Genomic DNA, 18,882 nt, shown 5'->3' with positions numbered 1-18,882 from the left:
CGGAGGTGGCGACCCGGTGGCACCGGCGCGCGAGAAAGGCGGGCCGGCGGTGGCGCTCGCGGCCGTCGTCTTCTACCCCCTGACCCTGCTGCTGGCGAAGCGGCGGATGGAAGGGCTCGAGCACATCCCCGCGCGGGGGCCGGCGCTGCTCGTGTGCAACCACGTCTCCTACCTGGACCCCGTCTACACCGCGGTCTTCGTGCACCGGGCGCGGCGGGTGCCGCGGTTCCTGGCGAAGGCGTCGCTCTGGAAGGTCCCGATCTTCGGGCGGGTGCTGCAGGGGAGCCGGCAGATCCCGGTGAGCCGGGGGTCCGCCGAGGCGGGCGCGAGCCTGGACGCGGCGCGCGCGTCGTTCGCGGACGACGGCGTCGTCGTGATCTACCCCGAGGGCACGATCACCCGCGACGAGGACGGCTGGCCGATGGCGGCGCGCTCGGGGGCGGCACGCCTGGCGCTCGACGTCGACGTCCCCGTGATCCCGGTCGTGCACTGGGGGACGAAGTCGGTCTACGACCACTACCGCCGCCGCTTCCGGCCCTCGTGGCGCACGACGATCACGGTGAAGGCCGGCCCGCCGATCCCGATGGACGACCTGCGCGCGCGCCTCGCCGACCGCGGACCGCGGCCCCTGCTGCGCGAGACCACGGAGCGGATGATGACCGCGGTGCGCGACCTGCTCGGCGAGGTCCGCGGCGAGCCCGTGCCCGAGGTCACCCGCGGGGCGCGGGGCACCGACCAGTGAGCGCGATCCTCCCCGACGGCGTGCGCCCCCTCGAGCGGGTCGCGGTGCTCGGCGCGGGCTCGTGGGGCACGACGTTCGCCAAGGTCCTCGCCGACGCCGGGACGCCCGTGACGCTATGGGCGCGCCGGGCCGAGGTCGCCGAGACCGTCACCCGCGAGCACCGCAACCCCGAGTACCTGCCCGACGTGTCGCTGCCCACCGAGCTCGTGGCGACCGCCGACGCCGACGAGGCCCTCGACGGGGCCCAGGCCGTCGTGCTGGCGCTGCCCGCCCAGAAGCTGCGCGAGAACCTCGAGCACTGGCGTCCGCACCTGCCCGACGGCGTCACGCTCGTCAGCCTCGCGAAGGGCGTGGAGCGCGGCACGCTGCTGCGCATGAGCGAGGTGATCTGCGAGGTCACCGACGCCGACGCCGACCGCGTCGCGGTGGTCTCCGGGCCGAACCTCGCGGGGGAGATCGCCGCCGAGCAGCCGACCGCGACGGTCGTCGCCTGCCGCGACCACGAGCGCGCGATCGCCGTGCAGCACGCCTGCTCGACCGGCTACTTCAAGCCGTACACCAACACCGACGTCATCGGCTGCGAGCTCGGCGGGGCCTGCAAGAACGTCATCGCGCTCGCCTGCGGCACGGCCGCCGGGCTCGGCTACGGCGACAACACGATGGCCTCGCTGATCACCCGCGGGCTCGCCGAGATCTCCCGGCTGGCGGTGGCGCTGGGGGCCGAGCAGCTCACGCTCGCCGGGCTCGCCGGCATGGGCGACCTCGTGGCCACCTGCGCGTCGCCGCTGTCGCGCAACCGGCGCTTCGGCGAGGCGCTCGGCCGCGGGCTCACCGTCGCCGAGGCCGAGGAGGCGAACCACGGGCAGGTGGCCGAGGGCGTCAAGTCGTGCGACGCGATCAGCGAGCTGGCCCGGCGCCACGCCGTCGACACGCCGATCGTCGACGCCGTGCGGCGGGTCTGCGACGGCGAGGTGTCGGCCAAGGAGGTCGGCGACGAACTGATCAACCGCGAGCTGAAGGTCGAGTAGGGACCTCTCACGTTTGCTCCGTCCGGCCCCGGGAACACTGAGCGCGATGGACGTGCTGCAGCGGATGGGCCCGAGGACGGCGCCGGCCACGGCGGTCGCGCCGCTCGAGCTGTGCGCACTCGCCACCACCGAGAACGCCGCCACCCTGCGTCGGCGCTTCCGCTGCTGGGTCGGTGAGATCACCGACGTCGACACCGCCGACGACCTCGCGCTCGCGGTCTACGAGGCCCTCGCCAACGTCGTCGACCACGCCTACGCCGGGCGCGGCACCCCGGGGCTCATGACGCTCTGGGCCGCGGTGTCCTGCCCGCTGCTGACCGGCCGCGACCTCGTCGTCACCGTCGTCGACGAAGGGTCCTGGCGCCCGAGCAGCGGCCCGGGCTGGCGCGGCCGCGGACTGCCGCTGATGCGCGAGCTGATGCACGCCACCGCCGTCCTGCCGGGCCCCACGGGCACCACGGTGCAGCTGCGCCGGCGCGTGCCGGTGCCCGCGCCCCGCGAGGCGGCGCTGGTCTAGGAGCGCTGGTCTAGGACACGGCGCGGGGGACGTGCGCCGGCACCGGCGTGTCCGCCGGCAGCGCCGGGCACGTGGTGACCTCGGCGACGCGCGTCTCCAGCCGGACCACGCCCGCCCAGCGCCCGTCGCCGTCGGCGACCGCCTCGCCGTCGCCGGGCGGTCCGGTGCGGGCCTTGACGCTGGCCTCGGTGAGGTCGATCGCGATCACCGAGGTCGCGGCCATCTCCTTGCGGCTCGGGGCGGCCGCGTGGTCCTCCTGACCGGGTGCGACGTGGGCGACGAGCGCGCGGAGGGCGGCCATCGCCTCGTCGGGGTCGGTGACCTTGCGGGCGTGGCCGCGCACGACCGCGCTGCGGTAGTTCGCGGAGTGGGTGAACCAGCGGCGCGCGTACACCAGGCCGTCGATCAGCGTGACGGTGACGCACACCGGCTCGCCGCCGCGCAGGCTCGCGGCTCCGCTCGACCCGTGCAGGTAGAGCACGTCGCCGATCCGGGCGTGCATGGTCGGCAGCACCACGGGCTCGCCGTCGACGACCCGGCCGAGGTGCGCGACCAGCGCCTCGTCGAGCACGGCGTGCAGCTCGGCCCGGTCGTTGCGCTGGCGGTCGCGGTGGCGGCGGACGCGGGAGCGGTCGGTGGGAGACAGCTCCGTCGTCGAGGTGGTGGTCATGGCTCCCATCGTGGCCGCCGGAGTGGCATCCTCGAACGGCCACTTCCGGCCGAGTTCAGGAGGCCACTCGTGCGCGGTGTCTCCCCGGAGCTGGCGCTCCCGCTCGACCGCGCCGCGACGACCCCGCTCGCGGTGCAGCTCGCCGAGGGCCTGCGCGCCGCCGTCACCCGGGGCGCGCTGCGGGTGGGGGAGCGCGTGCCGTCGACCCGCGCGCTCGCCGACGAGCTCGGCGTGAGCCGCACGGTCACCGCGGCGGCGTACGACCAGCTCGTCGCCGAGGGCTGGCTCGGCCCCCGCCGCGGCGCCGGCACCTACGTGCTGGCCACCGCCCATGTGCGTGATCTTCTGAGCTATAGCTCAGAAGATCACGCACGTGGCCCCGAGCCCGTCGACCTGCGGCCCGGGTCCCCGTGCGTCGAGGTGCTCGACCGGTCGGCGTGGCGACGGGCCTGGCGCCGTGCCGGGGACGTCGAGCCGTCCGCCCGGCCCGAGCCCGCCGGCGTCCCCGCCTACCGCGACGCCGTCGCGCGCCTCCTGCTGCACCACCGCGGGCTGGCCGCCACGCCCGACGACGTGCTCGCGACCTCCGGCACCACCGACGGCTTCGCCGAGATCGTCGCGGTCCTGGGCACGCGCACCGGGCGCCCGCCGCGGGTCGCGGTCGAGGAGCCGGGCTACTTCCGGGCCACCGCGCTGCTGCAGGCCGCCGGGGCGGACGTGGTGGGCGTGCCCGTCGACGACGAGGGCCTGCGCGTGGAGGACCTGCCGGCCGGGGTGGACGCGGTCTACCTGACGCCCGCCCACCAGTACCCGCTCGGCGCGCGCCTGCCCGTCGCCCGTCGCGCCGACCTCGTCGCCCGCGCCCGCGCCGAGGACCTGCTGCTCGTCGAGGACGACTACGACGGCGAGCTGCGCTACGACGTCGCCCCGCTGCCCCTGCTCGCCGGCCTGGCCCCGGACGTCACCGTGCACCTCGGCACCACCAGCAAGATCCTGAGCCCGGGGCTGGGCGCGGGCTGGATGGTCGCGCCGCCGGCCTGGCGCGACGCGGTGCTCGCGCGCCGGGAGGCCACGAGCGTGCGGCCCGCGCCGGCGGGGCAGCAGGTGGTCGCCGCCCTGCACGCGGACGGCGCGCTGGCGCGCCACCTCGCCCGGCTGCGCCGCGAGCTCGCCGCCCGCCGCACCCGGGTCGTCGACGCCGTCACCGCCGCCGGGCACACCGTGCGCGGCGACCGCGCCGGCGCGCACCTCGTCGTCCCCCTGCCCGACCGCGCGGCCGAGGACGCTCTCGTCGCCGCGGCGGCGGACGCGGGCGTGCGCGTCGCCGGGCTCGCGGAGTACCACCTCGAGCCCGCCGCGCCCACGGCCTCGCACGGCGTGATGATCGGCTGGGCGGGCCCGGGCGCCGCGGATCTCGACGGTGCGCTGGCGCGGCTGAGGAGGATCCTGGCGCCATGACCGAGCCGCTGACCTACGGGCGCTACCTGCACCTCGACGCGCTGCTCACCGCGCAGGCCCCGCTCTCGCGCCCCGAGGCCCACGACGAGCTGCTGTTCATCATCCAGCACCAGACCTCGGAGCTCTGGCTCAAGCTCGCCCTCCACGAGCTCACCGGTGCCTGCGACGACCTCGCCGACGACGACCTCCCGCTCGCCCTCAAGCGCCTGGCGCGGGTCAAGCACGTGCAGAAGCAGCTCATCGAGCAGTGGACGGTGCTCGCGACCCTGACGCCGACGGAGTACCAGCGCTTCCGCGGCTTCCTCGGCTCGTCGTCGGGGTTCCAGAGCTACCAGTACCGCGCGGTCGAGTTCACCCTCGGCGCCAAGGACCCCGGGATGCTCGAGGTCTTCGCCGACGACGACGCCGCGCAGGCCCTGCTCACCGCGGCGCTGGACCGGCCCAGCCTCTACGACGAGTTCCTGCGCCTGCTCGCCCGCCGCGGCCACCCCGTCCCGGCCGAGGTGCTCGACCGCGACGTTCGCGAGCCCCACCACGAGGACCCGCGCCTGGTCGAGGTCTTCCGCGCCATCTACGACGACCCCGAGCACCACTGGGACGTCTACGAGACCTGCGAGGAGCTCGTCGACATCGAGGACAACCTGCAGCTCTGGCGCTTCCGCCACCTCAAGACCGTCGAGCGCACCATCGGCCTGCGCACCGGCACGGGCGGGACGAGCGGGGCGTCGTTCCTGCGCCGGGTCCTCGACCTGACGTTCTTCCCGGAGCTGTATGCGGTCCGGACCGCCCTGTGACGGCCGCGTAGGCTGCGCCGCCATGACGGGCTCCGCGCGCCCCCGTGTCGTCGTCCTCTTCGGGGGACGCAGCAGCGAGCACAGGATCTCCTGTCTGTCCGCCGGCAGCGTGCTCGCCCAGCTCGACCCGGCCCGCTACGACGTCCTCCCCGTCGCCATCACGCCCGACGGCTCCTGGGTGCTCGGCCCCACCGACCCCGCCGAGCTGCGGCTGAAGGGCCGCGAGCTGCCGGAGGTCACCTCCGGGCGCCCGGTCGCGCTGCCCGCCGACCCCACCCGCCGCGAGCTCATCGCCCTCGACGACGGCAGCTCGCTCGGCCGCGTCGACGTCGTCCTGCCCGTCCTGCACGGCCCCGGCGGCGAGGACGGCACCGTGCAGGGCCTGCTCGAGAGCGCCGGCGTGCCCTACGTCGGCGCCGGGGTGCTCGCGAGCGCGGCGTCGATGGACAAGGACATCACCAAGCGCCTGCTGCGCGACGCGGGGCTGGCCGTCGGCGACGTCGTCGTGCTCACCCGCGACCGCGCCGCGCTCACCGCCGACGAGCGCGAGCGCCTCGGCCTGCCGGTGTTCGTCAAGCCCGCGCGCGCCGGGTCGTCGGTGGGCATCACCCGCGTCGCCGACTGGGCCGACCTGGACGCCGCGATCGCCACCGCGCGCGCCGAGGACCCGAAGGTGCTCGTCGAGGCCGCGATCGTCGGGCGTGAGATCGAGTGCGGCGTGCTCGAGCACCCCGACGGGCGCATCGAGGCGAGCGTGCCCGCGGAGATCCGCGTCGTCGGCGGGGACGCCGGCTGGTACGACTTCGACACCAAGTACCTCGACGACGCCTGCGAGCTCGACGTGCCCGCGAAGCTCGACGACGAGGTCGCCGAGGCGGTGCGCGCCACGGCGGTCGCGGTGTTCCGGGCGATGGACGTCGAGGGCCTCGCGCGCGTCGACTTCTTCCTCACCGGGGAGGGGCGGCTCGTCGTCAACGAGCTGAACACGATGCCCGGGTTCACCGCGACGTCGCTGTACCCGCGCATGTGGGCCACCGCGGGCGTCGACTACCCGACGCTGCTCACGACGCTGGTCGAGACGGCGCTGGCGCGCCGGTCGCACCTCAGCGGCTGACCAGCGCGATCTTGACGCCGCGCGAGATGTCCTCGATGGGCCCGGTGCCGATGTCGTCGGGGACGGTTACGCCGACGTAGACGGCGCGGTCGATGGTCACCCAGGTGCCGCTGCCCGGGACGCCGTCGTCGACCTCGATCCAGTCGACGCCGTTGACCACGGTGCGCGACCCGCCGCCGGAGAGCTCCGCGGGACGGGGCAGGCCGCAGCGCATGACGACCGGCGTGGTGCCGTGCTCGCCGCCCCACGCGACGGTGGCGGGGGGCACCGGGTCGGCGAGCACGCGGCGCGCCAGCATCCCCCGCTCGGTGGCCATCTCGCCGGGCAGGCCCGACAAGAGCCGCGAGCAGTCGGCGCTCGCCGCGGCGGGCGTCGGGACCGCCGCGACCTGCAGGCGCACGGTGTCGACGTCGGGCACCGGCTCGCGCACCAGCACCACCGACGCCACCATCACCCCGGCCACCAGCAGCACGGGCACGGTCAGGACGAGCCCGACGAGCACGCGAGGGAGCCGGCGCACCACCTTCGGTGCGCGGGAGAGGACCATCCGGGCTACTCGGTGGACACGACGGGACAGGTCAGCGTCCGGGTGATCCCCGGGACCTTCTGCACGGCGCCGACGACATCCCGCCCGAGCGTGTCGACGTCAACGGCCTCCGCGCAGACGATGACGTCGTAGGGTCCGGTCACGTCCTGGGATCGGGTCACGCCGTCGATACCGGCCACGTCCGAGGCGACCGCGGCGGCACGACCGACCTCGGTCTGGATCAGGATGTAGGCCTGGACCACGGACGTGCCTCCTCGGGGGAACGGGGCCGACGGCGACGTCGGCCAGGGTGGCAGGGAAGGTACCGCAGGGAGTCGAGGGGTGAGCCGGACGGCGAACGGGCGCGGGGGACACGGACGATCCGGAGGGTCCCTCCGAGGGAGCGCGGGCGCGCCGGGCGGAGGTGGCTCCGCCCGGGCGGAGCCCGCTGCCGCGGAGACGGCCGCGGATCTCGGGGAGTTCGGCGTCATCGACCGTCTCACCGGCGAGCGCTTCCAGCCCGAGCCGACGCTGCTGGGTCCCGGCGACGACGCGGCGATCGTCGCCGCCCCCGACGGCCGGGTCGTCGCGACCGTGGACACGCTGGTCGAGGGCGTGCACTTCCGTCTCGACTGGTCCGCGCCCGAGCAGGTGGGGCGCAAGGCCGTGGCCGCGAACCTCGCCGACGTCGCCGCGATGGGGGCCGTGCCGACGGCGCTGCTGCTCTCGCTCGCGTGCCCCGGATCGACGCCCACCGAGGTCCTCGACGGCCTCGCCGCGGGCGTGTGGGACGCCGCCGCGGACGCCGGGATCGGCGTCGTCGGGGGCGACACCGTGTCGTCCGACACCATCGTGGTCTCGATCACGGCACTGGGCTCGCTGGAGGGTCGCGAGGCGGTGACGCGCTCGGGCGCGCGGCCCGGCGACGTGGTGGCGGTGCGGGGCGTGCTCGGGTGGTCGGCGGCCGGGATGGCGGTGCTGCGCCGGGGGTTCCGCTCGCCGGTGGCGATGGTCGCGGCCCACCGCACGCCGCGCCCGCCGTGGCGCGAGGGCCCCGTCGCCGCGCTGGCCGGGGCGACGTCGATGATCGACACCTCGGACGGCCTGCTCGCCGACCTCGGGCACGTCGCCGCGGCCTCCCGCGTGCACATCGACCTCTCCTCGCGGCTCGTGCCCGTCGCCGACAAGCTGCGCGACGTCGCCTCCGCCCTCGGCGGCGACGCGTTGTCCTGGGCGCTCACCGGCGGCGAGGACCACTCGCTGGTCGCGACGTTCCCGGACGAGGGCACGGTGCCCGCGGGCTGGGTCGTGTGCGGCGAGGTGCGCGCCGGCACCGGCGTCACCGTGGACGCCGACCGCTGGGGCGGCGCCGGCGACCCCGGGTACCTGCACTGGCGCTGAGTACGTGCGCGCTTTCCGACCCTATAGGGGCGGAAAGCACTCACGAGGGCCGAGCCGCGCGGCGGTAGCGGGCGGCGAGGGTCGCGCAGGCGTCGCGGAGCTCGGCGGGGGCGACGTCGGAGACCTCGGCGCCGAGCGCGCCGAAGCGCGCCGCCAGGGCCACCCACGACCACGCCCCCGCGACCATCCGGCACCGGCCCGCGTCGACCTCCTCGAGCAGCTCGTCGCGGACGTAGGGGGCCAGCTCGGCGGCGGGGAGGGCGATGACCGCCTCGCCCTCGCAGGGCCAGCCGGTGGTGATGCCGTCCCCGCCGCGGAAGCGGCTCGCGACGAACCGCGCCACGTCGCCGCCCGGCACCTCGCGCGGGGCGAACCGGGGCCCGGTCGGCGTGCGCGGGGCGATCCGGTCGACGCGGAACGTGCGCCAGTCGGCGCGGTCGAGGTCCCAGGCCACGAGGTACCAGCGGCCGCCGCGGGTGACGAGGTGGTGGGGCTCGGCGCGGCGGAGGTCGCTGCCGTACCCGAAGCGCAGCACCTCCCGCGCGCGCACCGCGTCGCCGACCGCGGTGAGGACGGCCGGGTCGACCGTGGTGGCCCCGCCCATCGCCGTGACCTCGAGCCCGTCGATGCGGTGGCGCAGCCGCGCCGGCATCACCTGGCGCACGGTGCCCAGCGCGCGGGCCGCCGCCTCCTCGACGCCGACCCCGCTCGCCGCCGCGATCCGCAGGCCCACGGCGAGCGCCACGGCCTGCTCGTCGTCGAACAGCAGCGGCGGGAGGTCGCTGCCCGCGTCGAGGCGGTAGCCGCCGTCGGGGCCCTTGGTGGCCGCGATGGGGTAGCCGAGCTCGCGGAGCCGGTCGACGTCGCGGCGCACGGTGCGCGGGCTGACCTCGAGACGCTCGGCGAGCAGGCCGCCGGGCCAGTCGCGGCGCGCCTGCAGCAAGGAGAGCAGGGCGAGCAGGCGGGCGGAGGTCTCATGCACGCCTCCCATTCTGGTCGAGAAGAGGCCAGAACCTGGCCTCTTCTGCGACGAGCATGGTCCTCACCAGCCCGAGAGAAGGAGCAGTCCATGACCGTGCAGACCGTCGTCCACCTGAACTTCCGCGGTGACGCCCGCGAGGCGCTCGAGTTCTACCGGGAGGTCACCGACGGCGAGCTCGCGATGTTCACCTACGAGGACGCGGGCCGCGTGACCGACCCGGCCGAGGCGAAGCAGGTGGTGTGGGGTCAGGTGACGACCGCGAACGGGTTCCACGTCATGGCGTTCGACGTGCCGGCGGCGCGCGCGTTCGACCGGGGCGCCGAGTCGTTCTACGTGTCGGTGCGCGGCGAGACCGTCGAGGAGATCACCGCGCTGTGGGAGAAGCTGGCCGTGGGCGCGGAGGTCAAGGAGCCGCTCGGCCCGTCCGGCTGGGCGCCGCTGTACGGCATGCTCACCGACCGCTTCGGCGTCACCTGGGTGCTCGACGTGGCCGTCCAGTACTGACCCCTACGTGCGTGATCTTCTGAGCTATCGCTCAGAAGATCACGCACGTGGCGACGGTCAGCCCATCTCCGGCGGCCGGACGCCGCGGATGGACGCGTCGACGAGCTGGATCGGGTGGAGCATCGGGAGCTCGCCCTCGAGGTACTTGCGGATCTGCAGCAGGCAGCCCGGGTTCGCGGTGACGAGCACGTCGGCACCGGTGCCGCGGATGTTGTCCGCCTTGCGCCGGCCCAGATCGCCCGCGGCCTGCGGCTGGAGCATGTTGTAGATCCCCGCCGACCCGCAGCAGATCTCCGCCTCGGGCAGCTCGGTGAGCTCGACGCCCGGGATCGCGCGCAGCACCCGCCGCGGCTCCGACCGGATCTTCTGGGCGTGCCCGAGGTGGCAGGCGTCGTGGTAGACGACCTTCGCCTCGATGGGGTGCCGGCGCGCCCGCGGGTCGGCGAGCGTCTCGTCGACGACCTCGGAGATGTCGCGGACCTTGGCCGCGAACGCCTTCGCCCGCTCCGCCCACGCGGGGTCGTCGGCCAGCAGCTCGCCGTACTCCTTCATCGACGACCCGCAGCCGGCGACGTTCGTGGCGATCGTGTCGACCCCGGCGCGCTCGAAGGTCGCGATGAGCTTCTTCGCCCGCTCGATCGCCTCGGACTCGCGCCCCGCGTGCAGCCCCAGCGCCCCGCAGCACGTCTGCTCGCGCGGCGCGATGACGTCCCAGCCCTCGGCGGCGAGCACGCGCACGGTCGCCTCGTTGACCGGGTGGAAGAAGACGTCCTGCACGCACCCGGTGAGCAGCCCGACCCGCCCGCGCCGCGGGCCGACCGCCGGCGTCCGGGCCGGGATGCGGGCGAACGCCTCGCGGACCCGCACCGGCGGCAGGAGGGACTCCATGGCGGCGAGCCTGTCCGGCAGGCGCGCCATCAGCTTGTCCATGCTCTTCGGGCGCAGCTTCTGGTACAGCGCGCCGCCGATCGACGCCGCGCGCAGCCGCCGCTTGTAGGGGAAGAGTGCGAAGATCGCCTCGCGGAACAGCCGGTCGGCGCGCGAGCGCGGCACGTTGCGCTCGATCTGCGGCCGCGTCGCCTCGAGCAGGCGGTCGTACTGCACGCCCGACGGGCACGCCGTCACGCACGCCATGCACCCCAGGCAGCGGTCGATGTGCGTGGTGAACGCGCCCTCGAGCGGGATCTCGCCCTTCTCCGCCATCTCCATGAGGTAGATGCGCCCGCGCGGGGAATCCATCTCCTCGCCCCACAGCGCGTACGTCGGGCAGGTGGGCAGGCAGAAGCCGCAGTGCACGCAGTCGTCGAGCAGCTCCTGGGCCGGCGGGTGGTGGTCGTCGAAGGATCCGTAGTCACCGGAGAGCAGGTCGGCCCGCTCCGGGGCGGCCTTCTCGCCGCGCTCGGAGGAGAAGTCGGGTCCGGGGCCGGTGGTGGGGTGGGTGGTCATGCGCTCACTCCGGTCGGCTCGGGGAGGGGCACCCAGGGCGCGAGTCGTCCGCGGCCCAGGCGCTGGTCGGGGTCGAGGGACGCGGCGACGGCGCGCAGCACGGCGGCCGACGCGGGCGCCGGGCCGAACGCGGGCAGCTCGGCGCCGCGAGGACCCGGCGGCCGCTGACGCAGGGTCGACGTGCCACCGGCCTCCGCCACCCGCCGGTGCGCGGCGGCGACGACGTCGGCGTCGGCCGGGAGCGACACCGTCGCCACCCCGGTGCGCGGCGACGTGGTGACGTCGCCGATCCCCTCGATGCCGTCGAGCACCCCGGTCAGCGCCGAGGGGATGACGCCCAGGCGCAGCACAGCCCGGTCGTCATGGCGGCGGCGGACGGACGCGGCGTGCGCCTCCCAGGCGGCGGTGGCGTCGTCGGGGGCGAGGAGCTCGCCGCCCACGGCGTCGGCCAGCCGGCGGGCGCGGGCGTCGGCGCCGCTCTCCGAGCCCTCGACGACGGCGAGCAGGCGGCCCCCCTGATCAGCACCGTGCCACTGCACCGCCACCGCCTCGGCCGGGCTGTCCGCGATCCGGCGCGCGAGGTCGTCGGACGCGGCCCGGTCGCACGCCACGGCGACGGTGGCGGCGGCCTGCGGGGTGGGGTGCAGGCGCAGCACCAGCCCGGCGATCACGCCGAGCGTGCCGTGGGCGCCGTGCAGCAGCTTGGTGAGGTCGTAGCCCGCGACGTTCTTGATGACGTGGCCGCCGGAGCGGGCGACGGTGCCGTCGGCGAGCACGATCGTCGCGCCGATGACGACGTCACGCAGCGACCCGTACTGCAGCGCGCGGGGTCCGGAGTCGGCGGTGGCGAACAGCCCGCCGAGCGTGGCGCCCTCGGACGCGCGGGCGGGATCGACGGCGACGCGCTGGTGGTGCTCGCCGAGCTCGTCCTGCAGGGCGGCGAACGGCGTGCCGGCCCGCACCTCGACGGTCATGTCGCCGGGGTTGTGGGTGACGATCCCGGCGAGGCCGGTGACGTCGAGGACCGCGTCGGCCGGGGCGGGCGTGCCCGCCCAGTCGGCGGCGGTGCCCGCGCCGGCGACGCGCAGCGTGCCGGGGCGGTCGAGGACGGCGTCGCGCAGCTCGTCGAGCGTGGTGGGCGCGAGGGTGGTGGTCACAGTCGCTCGATCACTCCGGCTTCCTCGAGGGGGTGGGGCGCGTACTTGCCCGGGCGCTCGCCGCACAGCCGCGGCGTCGGGAAGAGCTTGCCGGGGTTGCACCGCGAGTCCGGGTCGAACGCGAGGCGCACGCGGTGCATGACGCCGAGGTCGTCGGAGGAGAACATCGCGGGCATCGAGCACGCCTTGTCGGTGCCGATCCCGTGCTCGCCCGACAGCGACCCGCCCAGCTCCACACAGAGCTCGGCGATGTCGGTGGACAGCTTCTCGGCGGCGTCGTGCTCGCCCGCGGCCTCCGAGTAGAGCACCAGCGGGTGCAGGTTCCCGTCGCCCGCGTGGAAGACGTTGGCGACGCGCAGCCCGGCGTCGCGGCCCATCTCGGCGATGCGGGTGAGCACCTCGGCCAGCCGGGTCCGCGGGACGACGCCGTCCTGGACGATGTAGTCGGGGCTGATCCGCCCGACCGCGGCGAACGCGGCCTTGCGCCCCTTCCACACCTTCTGGCGCTCCTCGGCCTCGGTCGGCACGTGCTGGCGCGTGGCGCCGTGGCGCTCGCAGATGGCCGTGAGGTGCTCGAACTCCGCCTCCACCTCGTCGGCGGGCCCGTCGAGCTCGATGATCAGCGCGGCGGGGGAGTCGACGGTGAGCCCGGCGCCGGTGGCGGCCTCGGAGGCCTCCATCGCCAGCGAGTCCATCATCTCCACCGCGGCCGGGATGATCGCCGCGTCGACGATGTCGCCGACGGTGTCGCCCGCGGCCTCGATCGACGGGAAGTCGGCGAGCACCGTGCGCACCGTCTCCGGGGTCTGCAGCAGCCGCACGGTGACCTTCGTGCAGACGCCGAGCGTGCCCTCGGAGCCGATGAACAGCCCGCGCAGGTCCGGGCCCGCCTGCTCGCCGGTCGGGCCGCCGAGCGTGACCACCGAGCCGTCCGCGAGCACGACCTCCATCTCCAGCACGTGGTTGGTGGTGAAGCCGTACTTCAGGCAGTGCGCGCCGCCGGAGTTCTCGGCGACGTTGCCGCCGATGGTGCACACCTGCTGGCTCGACGGGTCCGGCGCGTAGTACAGCCCGTACGGCGCGGCCGCCTTGGAGATCTCGAGGTTGTAGACGCCCGGCTCGAGCACCGCGCGCCGGTTCTCGACGTCGATCTCCAGGATGCGGCGGAGCTTCTGCAGCGAGATCACCACGCCGTCGGCGACGGGCATCGCGCCGCCCGACAGGCCGGTGCCGGCACCCCGGGCGACGAACGGCATCCCGTACTTCGCGCAGAGCCGGACGGCGCCGGCGACCTCCTCGGCGTCCCGCGGCAGCACGACCAGCGCGGGGATCTGCCGGAAGCCGGTGAGCCCGTCGCACTCGTAGCTGCGCAGGCCGACCTCGTCGGTGATGACCCCGTTCGGTGAGAGCAGATCCGTGAACTCCCGGACCATGGCGGCGTCGAGCATGGCTACCTCCCCGGTTCCGCTGCGTGACGATCCTCGCGCGCCGACCGCACCACCGCCACCAGACGGCCGGGGTCGGCGAGGTCGTCGAAGACGTGCTCGGCGCCCGAGGCCCGCAGCTCCGCCGCCGACGAGCGGCCCGTGGCCACGCCGACCGCCACCGCGCCGCCCCGGTGCGCGGCCTCCACGTCGAGCGGGGTGTCGCCGACCACGACCATGATCGGCGCCGTGCCGTACCGGCCGGCGAGGGCGTCGCGGGCCTGCTCGACGACGCGCACCCGCGCGCCCGGCCCCTCGCCGTAGCCGCCGAGCCCGAGGTCGATCGGGCCGTCGGCGAGCCCGACCGCGGTGAGCTTCGCCCGCGCCCCGACACGCACGTTGCCGGTGGTCAGCGTCTGGACGACGTCGGGGTCGGCGGCCAGCGCGGCGACGGTCTCGGGGATGCCGGGCATCGTGCGCGCGACGGCCGCGAGGTCGCCGGCGCGCCGGCCCCACTGGTCGGTGACCGCGGCGATGACGGCGTGCCCGAAGTCGTCGCCCCGGAACGCCGCCGCGTCCTCGTCGGGCAGGGCGTCGCGCAGCGCCTCGCCGATGAGCCAGTCGGTGCGCCCGCCCATGGCGACGGACTCCATCGGCGCCGGGTGCCCGGTGACGGCGGTGAACGCGTCGGCGAGCACGTCGCGGCCGACCGTCCCGCCGTGCAGCAGGGTCCCGTCGACGTCCCAGCAGACGGCGACGCGGGGGGTGGTCATCGGTCGGTGTCCTCCTCGGATGGTCCGGCGAGCTCGACGCCGAGCCGGGCGGCGGCCGCGACGACCGCCGGCCCGGCGCGCTCGGCGTCGGCGGGGGAGAAGCGCACGGCCGGCCCGGAGACCGAGACCGCGCACGGGGTGGGCGCGCCGGGCACCGGCGCGGCGACGCCACGGACGCCGACCTCCTGCTCGCCCTCGTCGAGCACCCAGCTGCGCTCGCGGGCGGTGGCGAGCTCTCCGGCCAGCCGTCCCGCGTCGGTGATCGTCGCCGGGGTCCGGGCGGGCATGCCGGTCCGCGCGAGCAGCGCGTCGACGTCGTCCGGCGGCATCGCGGCCAGCAGTGCCTTGCCGACGCCGGTGGCGTGCAGCGGCACCCGGTGCCCGACCTCGGTGGACATGCGCATGGGGTGCGGCGAGGCCGCCTGCGCGAGGTACACCGCGGCGTCGCCGTCGAGCCCGGCGAGGTCGGCGGTCTCGCCCGTCGCGGCGACGAGCTCGCGCAGCAGCGCCCCGACGCCCTCGCCGAGCACGTGGCCAGCGACGTCGCCGAGGCGCACCAGGCGCGGCCCCAGCGCGTAGCGCCGCCCGGCCTCGCGCCGCACGTGGCCCTGCGCGACGAGGGTGGCGAGCAGCCGGTGCACGCTCGCGGCGGGCAGGCCGGAGGCGGCGGCGAGCTGGGAGAGCGTCGCGCGTCCGCCGGCGTCGGCGAGGTGGTCGAGCAGGTCGAGCGCCCTGGTCAGGGACTGCACCGACGGCATCGGGCCTCCTCGACGGATACGCCCTGGGTGCGAGCGGTGACCCACTCCATCATTCCGCATCGCGGAACGTCGACGTCGGGTTCCTCACCCTGCCCGCCGCCGAGCTGATCGACTAGAAAGGTCGCGTGCCGACCGGAGGGCCCCCGCGGTCGGAAGCGGGCGTGACCTTCCGCGTCGCGGCCTACGACGACCCCGAGAGCGTGCGGTTCGTCGACGCCGTCCAGGCGTTCTACGTCGAGCGCTACGGCGGCGCCGACCGCACGCCCGTCGACCCCGCCGACTTCGCGCCGCCCCGCGGGATCTTCCTGCTCGGGAGCCTGCCGGGCACGGGGCCGGTGTGCTGCGGGGGCTGGCGGCGCCACGACGTGGCGACGATCGGTGCCCGCGACGTCGACGTCCTGCGCCCGGGCGACGCCGAGATCAAGCGCATGTGGGTCGACCCCGCCCACCGGCGCCGGGGGCTGGCGACGGCGGTGCTCGACGAGCTCGAGGGGGCGGCCCGCGCCGCGGGGTGCCGGCGCACGGTCCTCGAGACCGGCACGGAGCAGCCCGAGGCGCTCGCCTTCTACCGCGCCCGCGGCTACGCCCCGATCCCGCGCTTCGGCGTCTACCGCGACGAGCCCTCGAGCCTCTGCTTCGCCCGCGAGCTCCCCGGCCCGTGATCTCCCGCGCAGGGTGCCCGGGCCGGGTGGGGTGCGGGGCGACCGCGCGCCCGCGCTAGCGTCGCCGGGTCCCGGCAACCCGTCCGTGCGGAGGATCGACCCGTGGCCCGTCCCCTCAGCGAGTCGATCGAGGCCGGCTGGGCCGAGGCGCTGGAGCCGGTCGCGGACACCGTCGCGGCGATGGGCGACTTCCTGCGCACCGAGGTGGCCGAGGGCCGCAGGTACCTGCCGGCCGGCGCGAACGTCCTGCGCGCCTTCCAGCAGCCGTTCGAGGACGTGCGCGTGCTCGTGATGGGCCAGGACCCGTACCCGACGCCCGGGCACGCGGTCGGGCTGTCGTTCTCGGTGGCCCCGGACGTGCGCCCGCTGCCGAAGAGCCTGCAGAACATCTTCCGTGAGTACTCGAGCGACCTCGGCCACCCGCCGCCCAGCACCGGCGACCTCTCGCCGTGGGCGGCGAACGGCGTGCTGCTGCTCAACAGGGTGCTCACCGTCGGCCCCGGCGCGCCGGGCTCGCACCGCAACAAGGGCTGGGAGAAGGTCACCGAGGCCGCGGTCGCCGCTCTCGTCGCCCGCCCCGACCAGCCGCTCGTCGCCGTGCTGTGGGGCCGCGACGCGCAGACGGTCAAGCCGCTGCTCGGCGAGGACGTGCCCACCGTCGAGTCGGCGCACCCCAGCCCGATGTCCGCCGACCGCGGGTTCTTCGGCTCGCGCCCGTTCAGCCGGGTCGACGAGTACCTGGGCGAGCTCGGGGACGAGCCGGTCGACTGGCGCCTGCCCTAAGAGCTCAGAGCCGTCCCCAGCGGCGGCGACGGCGGCGCACCGGCGAGATCATGCCCCAGCTGTGGGGCGGCGTGGTCTCGGGACGGTGGCGCCCGGCGCGGCGCCGGGAGAACACGAGCCGCCAGAGATCGGAGAACCGGCGCCGGGGGCGCGGGGCCACGACCGGCAGCGGGGGCCGCGGCGCGACGACCGGCGCGGCGGACGGTGCGAGCGGCGGAGCGGCCGTCACGACGGGCGCGCCCGTGGGCATCGCGGTGGAGGCGGGGCCCCACCCGTCGCCGGGAGGGGCGGCCGGCATCGGGCCGGTGGGCGCCGCGGGCGGGGTCGGGGCTGGGCCGACCGGGGGAGCAGCAACGTCCGAACGGGCCTCGTCCTCGGTGAGGCGCTCGGAGACGACACGGAGCGGCGCAGCAGTACGCCCCAGAGATCCTGGGCGTCCCGGCTGGCTCACGTGACCCTCCGTTCGTCGCTCTCCCCGACGTCGGCGACGCCCCCGATCCTGACCGACGTACTGTGCAGATGCAAGAACATCTGCACCGCCGAGAGCCGTTGCACGACCAGGGGGAGGTCGCATGGACGAGCCGACGGACGCCCACGACGCGCCGCGAGGCGACGTCGCGTGGCGCAAGAGCCGCCGCAGCAACCCCAAGGGGAACTGCGTGGAGGTCGCCCCGCTGCCCGACGGCGGGGTCGCCGTGCGCAACTCGCGCCACCGCGACGGGCCGGTCCTTGTCTACACGCGCGCGGAGATGACGGCGTTCCTGCTGGGCGCCAAGGACGGCGACTTCGACGACCTGCTCGCCGAGGGCGCCTGAGACACCGCCTCACGCGGACCCCACGCATCCCGTCCGGGCGGGGACCGACTGTTAGGGTCGGCCCCCTGTCCGGGCGCGCCCGCACGCGCGCTGCGCAGCGTGTGTGGAGGTGCCGGCGTGGTCCCACCCGGGGAACCCGCAGGTGCGGACGAGCCGCGGAACATCCGTGACACCCCCGGCGGCGGCCCGACGGTCCTGCGCATCATGCTCGGCCAGCAGCTGCGTGGCCTGCGGGAACGCGCGGGCGTGACCCGCGAGGCCGCGGGCGACCGCATCCGCGGCTCCCACGCCAAGATCAGCCGGCTGGAGAACGGGCGGACCGGGTTCAAGGAGCGCGACGTCGGCGACCTGCTGACGCTCTACGGCGTCGACGACCCCGACGAGCGCGACGCGCTGCTCGGGCTCGCCCGCCGGGCCAACACGCCGGGGTGGTGGCACCGGTACTCCGACCTGCTGCCCGGGTGGTTCGAGACCTACGTCGGGCTCGAGCAGGCCGCGACCCAGATCCGCACCTACGAGCCCCAGTTCGTGCCGGGGCTGCTGCAGACCGAGGCGATGGTGCGCCACGTGACCGCGCTCGGGCACGTGTCGATGCCCGACGACGAGGTCGAGCGGCGCGTCGAGCTCCGGCTGCGGCGCCAGGAGATACTCGACCGGGACGACGCGCCGACGCTGTGGGCGGTGCTCGACGAGGCGGCGCTGCGCCGGCTGACCGGCGGGCCCGCGGTGATGCGCGAGCAGCTCGACCACCTGATCGACGCCTCGGAGCACCGGGGCGTCGTGGTGCAGATGGTGCCGTTCCACCTCGGCGGTCACGCCGGGGCGGGCGGCCCGTTCAGCATCCTGCGGTTCCCGCGGGAGTCCGCGGTGCCCGACGTCGTCTACCTCGAGCAGCTCACGAGCGCGCTGTACCTCGACAAGCGCGCCGACGTGGACGACTACCTCGCCACCATGGAGCTGCTGTGCGTCCAGGCGCTGGCGCCCGACGCGACGCGGGACGCCCTGCGGGCGCTGCGCGCGGAGCTGGGCTGAGCCCGGCTCGTCCTAGCGGGCGACCTTGCCGGCCTTGAGGCAGGACGTGCAGACGTTCATCCGCTTGCGGTTGCCGTTCTCCAGCCGGGTGTGCACGACCTGCACGTTCGGGTTCCAGCGGCGGTTCGTCCGCACGTGCGAGTGCGACACCGACTTCCCGAACCCCGGGCCCTTCGCGCACACGTCACACACGGCACTCACGGCTGAACTCCTCGACACGCTGACGATTTCCGCAATGGCGCACCCACACCGTCGCCGGTGGCGCGCTCCTGGTCCCCAGAGTAACGGAGACGCGC

The 18,882-nt window shown here is 75.5% G+C and carries 23 protein-coding genes; 12 read left to right on the top strand and 11 right to left on the bottom strand.

The genetic code is table 11. The annotated features are described in order from the left end of the window. Nucleotides 1-16 precede the first annotated feature (16 nt). From WCD58_RS05655 to WCD58_RS05645, 3 genes are read left to right on the top strand one after another with little or no spacing between them, the layout of a single operon-like run. A complete protein-coding gene (locus WCD58_RS05655; protein WP_337700352.1) occupies nucleotides 17-742 on the top strand; it encodes a lysophospholipid acyltransferase family protein in 726 nt (241 codons plus the stop codon). Beyond that, nucleotides 739-1,770: an NAD(P)H-dependent glycerol-3-phosphate dehydrogenase gene (locus WCD58_RS05650; protein WP_337700349.1), complete on the top strand. Its 1,032-nt coding sequence runs from the start codon at nucleotides 739-741 to the stop codon at nucleotides 1,768-1,770. Before WCD58_RS05655 ends, WCD58_RS05650 begins: the two co-directional genes overlap by 4 nt. Before the next feature lie 46 nt (nucleotides 1,771-1,816). Further along, on the top strand, nucleotides 1,817-2,287 hold the full coding sequence (locus WCD58_RS05645) for an ATP-binding protein (protein ID WP_337700347.1): 471 nt from the start codon (nucleotides 1,817-1,819) through the stop codon (nucleotides 2,285-2,287). 10 nt (nucleotides 2,288-2,297) lie between these two features. Here WCD58_RS05645 and WCD58_RS05640 read toward each other — a convergent pair whose 3' ends face one another. Next, the gene (locus WCD58_RS05640; protein ID WP_337700345.1) at nucleotides 2,298-2,957 is read right to left on the bottom strand and encodes a pyridoxamine 5'-phosphate oxidase family protein; all 660 of its coding nucleotides are present in this window, start codon (nucleotides 2,955-2,957) and stop codon (nucleotides 2,298-2,300) included. Nucleotides 2,958-3,026: 69 nt separating this feature from the next. Between WCD58_RS05640 and pdxR the strand changes: the two genes are divergently transcribed. The 3 genes from pdxR to WCD58_RS05625 are packed head-to-tail and all read left to right on the top strand — an operon-like array spanning nucleotide 3,027 to nucleotide 6,323. After that, on the top strand, nucleotides 3,027-4,415 hold the full coding sequence (gene pdxR, locus WCD58_RS05635; RefSeq protein ID WP_337700343.1) for a MocR-like pyridoxine biosynthesis transcription factor PdxR: 1,389 nt from the start codon (nucleotides 3,027-3,029) through the stop codon (nucleotides 4,413-4,415). After that, nucleotides 4,412-5,209 carry a tryptophan 2,3-dioxygenase gene (locus tag WCD58_RS05630; protein ID WP_337700341.1) on the top strand — a complete coding sequence of 266 codons (798 nt, stop codon included), beginning with the start codon at nucleotides 4,412-4,414 and terminating at the stop codon, nucleotides 5,207-5,209. Before pdxR ends, WCD58_RS05630 begins: the two co-directional genes overlap by 4 nt. Before the next feature lie 22 nt (nucleotides 5,210-5,231). After that, nucleotides 5,232-6,323 carry a D-alanine--D-alanine ligase family protein gene (locus WCD58_RS05625; RefSeq protein WP_337700339.1) on the top strand — a complete coding sequence of 364 codons (1,092 nt, stop codon included), beginning with the start codon at nucleotides 5,232-5,234 and terminating at the stop codon, nucleotides 6,321-6,323. Here the strand turns inward: WCD58_RS05625 and WCD58_RS05620 are convergent. Together WCD58_RS05620 and WCD58_RS05615 are read right to left on the bottom strand one after the other, a co-directional pair. Then, nucleotides 6,313-6,870: a DUF3515 domain-containing protein gene (locus WCD58_RS05620; RefSeq protein ID WP_337700337.1), complete on the bottom strand. Its 558-nt coding sequence runs from the start codon at nucleotides 6,868-6,870 to the stop codon at nucleotides 6,313-6,315. The genes WCD58_RS05625 and WCD58_RS05620 overlap by 11 nt on opposite strands. 5 nt (nucleotides 6,871-6,875) lie before the next feature. Further along, nucleotides 6,876-7,112 (bottom strand): Lrp/AsnC ligand binding domain-containing protein, encoded by a 237-nt coding sequence (locus tag WCD58_RS05615; protein ID WP_337700335.1) that lies wholly within the window; start codon nucleotides 7,110-7,112, stop codon nucleotides 6,876-6,878. A gap of 79 nt (nucleotides 7,113-7,191) precedes the next feature. Between WCD58_RS05615 and WCD58_RS05610 the strand changes: the two genes are divergently transcribed. After that, nucleotides 7,192-8,250: a thiamine-phosphate kinase gene (locus WCD58_RS05610; protein WP_337700333.1), complete on the top strand. Its 1,059-nt coding sequence runs from the start codon at nucleotides 7,192-7,194 to the stop codon at nucleotides 8,248-8,250. Nucleotides 8,251-8,290: 40 nt separating this feature from the next. Here WCD58_RS05610 and WCD58_RS05605 read toward each other — a convergent pair whose 3' ends face one another. Beyond that, nucleotides 8,291-9,241 (bottom strand): helix-turn-helix transcriptional regulator, encoded by a 951-nt coding sequence (locus WCD58_RS05605; RefSeq protein ID WP_373696182.1) that lies wholly within the window; start codon nucleotides 9,239-9,241, stop codon nucleotides 8,291-8,293. Nucleotides 9,242-9,319: 78 nt separating this feature from the next. Between WCD58_RS05605 and WCD58_RS05600 the strand changes: the two genes are divergently transcribed. Beyond that, entirely contained in the window at nucleotides 9,320-9,736 is a 417-nt protein-coding gene (locus WCD58_RS05600; RefSeq protein ID WP_337700327.1) for a VOC family protein, read from the top strand. Between the two features lie 57 nt (nucleotides 9,737-9,793). Here the strand turns inward: WCD58_RS05600 and WCD58_RS05595 are convergent, their stop codons facing one another. From WCD58_RS05595 to WCD58_RS05575, 5 genes are read right to left on the bottom strand one after another with little or no spacing between them, the layout of a single operon-like run. Then, a complete protein-coding gene (locus WCD58_RS05595) occupies nucleotides 9,794-11,182 on the bottom strand; it encodes a (Fe-S)-binding protein (RefSeq protein WP_337700325.1) in 1,389 nt (462 codons plus the stop codon). Continuing rightward, on the bottom strand, nucleotides 11,179-12,339 hold the full coding sequence (locus WCD58_RS05590; protein ID WP_337700324.1) for an FAD-binding oxidoreductase: 1,161 nt from the start codon (nucleotides 12,337-12,339) through the stop codon (nucleotides 11,179-11,181). Before WCD58_RS05590 ends, WCD58_RS05595 begins: the two co-directional genes overlap by 4 nt. After that, a complete protein-coding gene (locus tag WCD58_RS05585; protein WP_337700322.1) occupies nucleotides 12,336-13,787 on the bottom strand; it encodes an FAD-binding oxidoreductase in 1,452 nt (483 codons plus the stop codon). The genes WCD58_RS05590 and WCD58_RS05585 overlap by 4 nt, the downstream gene beginning before the upstream one ends. 2 nt (nucleotides 13,788-13,789) lie before the next feature. Beyond that, entirely contained in the window at nucleotides 13,790-14,536 is a 747-nt protein-coding gene (locus WCD58_RS05580) for an HAD family hydrolase (protein WP_337700320.1), read from the bottom strand. Continuing rightward, nucleotides 14,533-15,294, bottom strand: coding sequence for an IclR family transcriptional regulator (locus WCD58_RS05575; RefSeq protein WP_337700318.1), 762 nt, complete (start codon nucleotides 15,292-15,294; stop codon nucleotides 14,533-14,535). Before WCD58_RS05575 ends, WCD58_RS05580 begins: the two co-directional genes overlap by 4 nt. Before the next feature lie 161 nt (nucleotides 15,295-15,455). On the opposite strand from WCD58_RS05575, the gene WCD58_RS05570 reads away from it, so the two are divergent. Together WCD58_RS05570 and WCD58_RS05565 are read left to right on the top strand one after the other, a co-directional pair. Continuing rightward, the gene (locus WCD58_RS05570) at nucleotides 15,456-15,956 is read left to right on the top strand and encodes a GNAT family N-acetyltransferase (RefSeq protein ID WP_337700316.1); all 501 of its coding nucleotides are present in this window, start codon (nucleotides 15,456-15,458) and stop codon (nucleotides 15,954-15,956) included. A 102-nt stretch (nucleotides 15,957-16,058) separates the two neighbouring features. Beyond that, a complete protein-coding gene (locus tag WCD58_RS05565; RefSeq protein WP_337700314.1) occupies nucleotides 16,059-16,739 on the top strand; it encodes a uracil-DNA glycosylase in 681 nt (226 codons plus the stop codon). Between the two features lie 4 nt (nucleotides 16,740-16,743). Here WCD58_RS05565 and WCD58_RS05560 read toward each other — a convergent pair whose 3' ends face one another. Next, entirely contained in the window at nucleotides 16,744-17,190 is a 447-nt protein-coding gene (locus WCD58_RS05560; RefSeq protein ID WP_337700312.1) for a hypothetical protein, read from the bottom strand. A 121-nt stretch (nucleotides 17,191-17,311) separates the two neighbouring features. Between WCD58_RS05560 and WCD58_RS05555 the strand changes: the two genes are divergently transcribed. After that, complete coding sequence (locus WCD58_RS05555; RefSeq protein ID WP_337700310.1) at nucleotides 17,312-17,554, top strand: DUF397 domain-containing protein; 243 nt, start codon at nucleotides 17,312-17,314, stop codon at nucleotides 17,552-17,554. A 117-nt stretch (nucleotides 17,555-17,671) separates the two neighbouring features. Continuing rightward, a complete protein-coding gene (locus WCD58_RS05550; RefSeq protein WP_337700308.1) occupies nucleotides 17,672-18,586 on the top strand; it encodes a Sco1979 family transcriptional regulator in 915 nt (304 codons plus the stop codon). A 12-nt stretch (nucleotides 18,587-18,598) separates the two neighbouring features. Here the strand turns inward: WCD58_RS05550 and rpmB are convergent, their stop codons facing one another. After that, on the bottom strand, nucleotides 18,599-18,787 hold the full coding sequence (rpmB, locus tag WCD58_RS05545; protein ID WP_337700306.1) for a 50S ribosomal protein L28: 189 nt from the start codon (nucleotides 18,785-18,787) through the stop codon (nucleotides 18,599-18,601). Nucleotides 18,788-18,882 lie beyond the last annotated feature (95 nt).

Origin of the sequence: Actinomycetospora flava (assembly GCF_037400335.1) — a bacterium.
Lineage (GTDB): Bacteria > Actinomycetota > Actinomycetes > Mycobacteriales > Pseudonocardiaceae > Actinomycetospora > Actinomycetospora flava.
The sequence above is the reverse complement of the archived record's forward strand: the minus strand, read 5'-3'. Positions and strand labels throughout refer to the sequence as shown.

What these genes read in the sequence shown, in the direction of transcription:
- WCD58_RS05555 (WP_337700310.1), top strand. Translation starts at nt 17,312, where the DNA reads ATGGACGAGCCGACGGACGCCCACGACGCGCCGCGAGGCGACGTCGCG.
- WCD58_RS05605 (WP_373696182.1), bottom strand. Translation starts at nt 9,241, where the DNA reads ATGGGAGGCGTGCATGAGACCTCCGCCCGCCTGCTCGCCCTGCTCTCC.
- WCD58_RS05575 (WP_337700318.1), bottom strand. Translation starts at nt 15,294, where the DNA reads ATGCCGTCGGTGCAGTCCCTGACCAGGGCGCTCGACCTGCTCGACCAC.
- WCD58_RS05630 (WP_337700341.1), top strand. Translation starts at nt 4,412, where the DNA reads ATGACCGAGCCGCTGACCTACGGGCGCTACCTGCACCTCGACGCGCTG.
- WCD58_RS05600 (WP_337700327.1), top strand. Translation starts at nt 9,320, where the DNA reads ATGACCGTGCAGACCGTCGTCCACCTGAACTTCCGCGGTGACGCCCGC.
- WCD58_RS05625 (WP_337700339.1), top strand. Translation starts at nt 5,232, where the DNA reads ATGACGGGCTCCGCGCGCCCCCGTGTCGTCGTCCTCTTCGGGGGACGC.
- WCD58_RS05645 (WP_337700347.1), top strand. Translation starts at nt 1,817, where the DNA reads ATGGACGTGCTGCAGCGGATGGGCCCGAGGACGGCGCCGGCCACGGCG.
- WCD58_RS05640 (WP_337700345.1), bottom strand. Translation starts at nt 2,957, where the DNA reads ATGACCACCACCTCGACGACGGAGCTGTCTCCCACCGACCGCTCCCGC.
- WCD58_RS05620 (WP_337700337.1), bottom strand. Translation starts at nt 6,870, where the DNA reads ATGGTCCTCTCCCGCGCACCGAAGGTGGTGCGCCGGCTCCCTCGCGTG.
- WCD58_RS05595 (WP_337700325.1), bottom strand. Translation starts at nt 11,182, where the DNA reads ATGACCACCCACCCCACCACCGGCCCCGGACCCGACTTCTCCTCCGAG.
- WCD58_RS05585 (WP_337700322.1), bottom strand. Translation starts at nt 13,787, where the DNA reads ATGCTCGACGCCGCCATGGTCCGGGAGTTCACGGATCTGCTCTCACCG.
- WCD58_RS05580 (WP_337700320.1), bottom strand. Translation starts at nt 14,536, where the DNA reads ATGACCACCCCCCGCGTCGCCGTCTGCTGGGACGTCGACGGGACCCTG.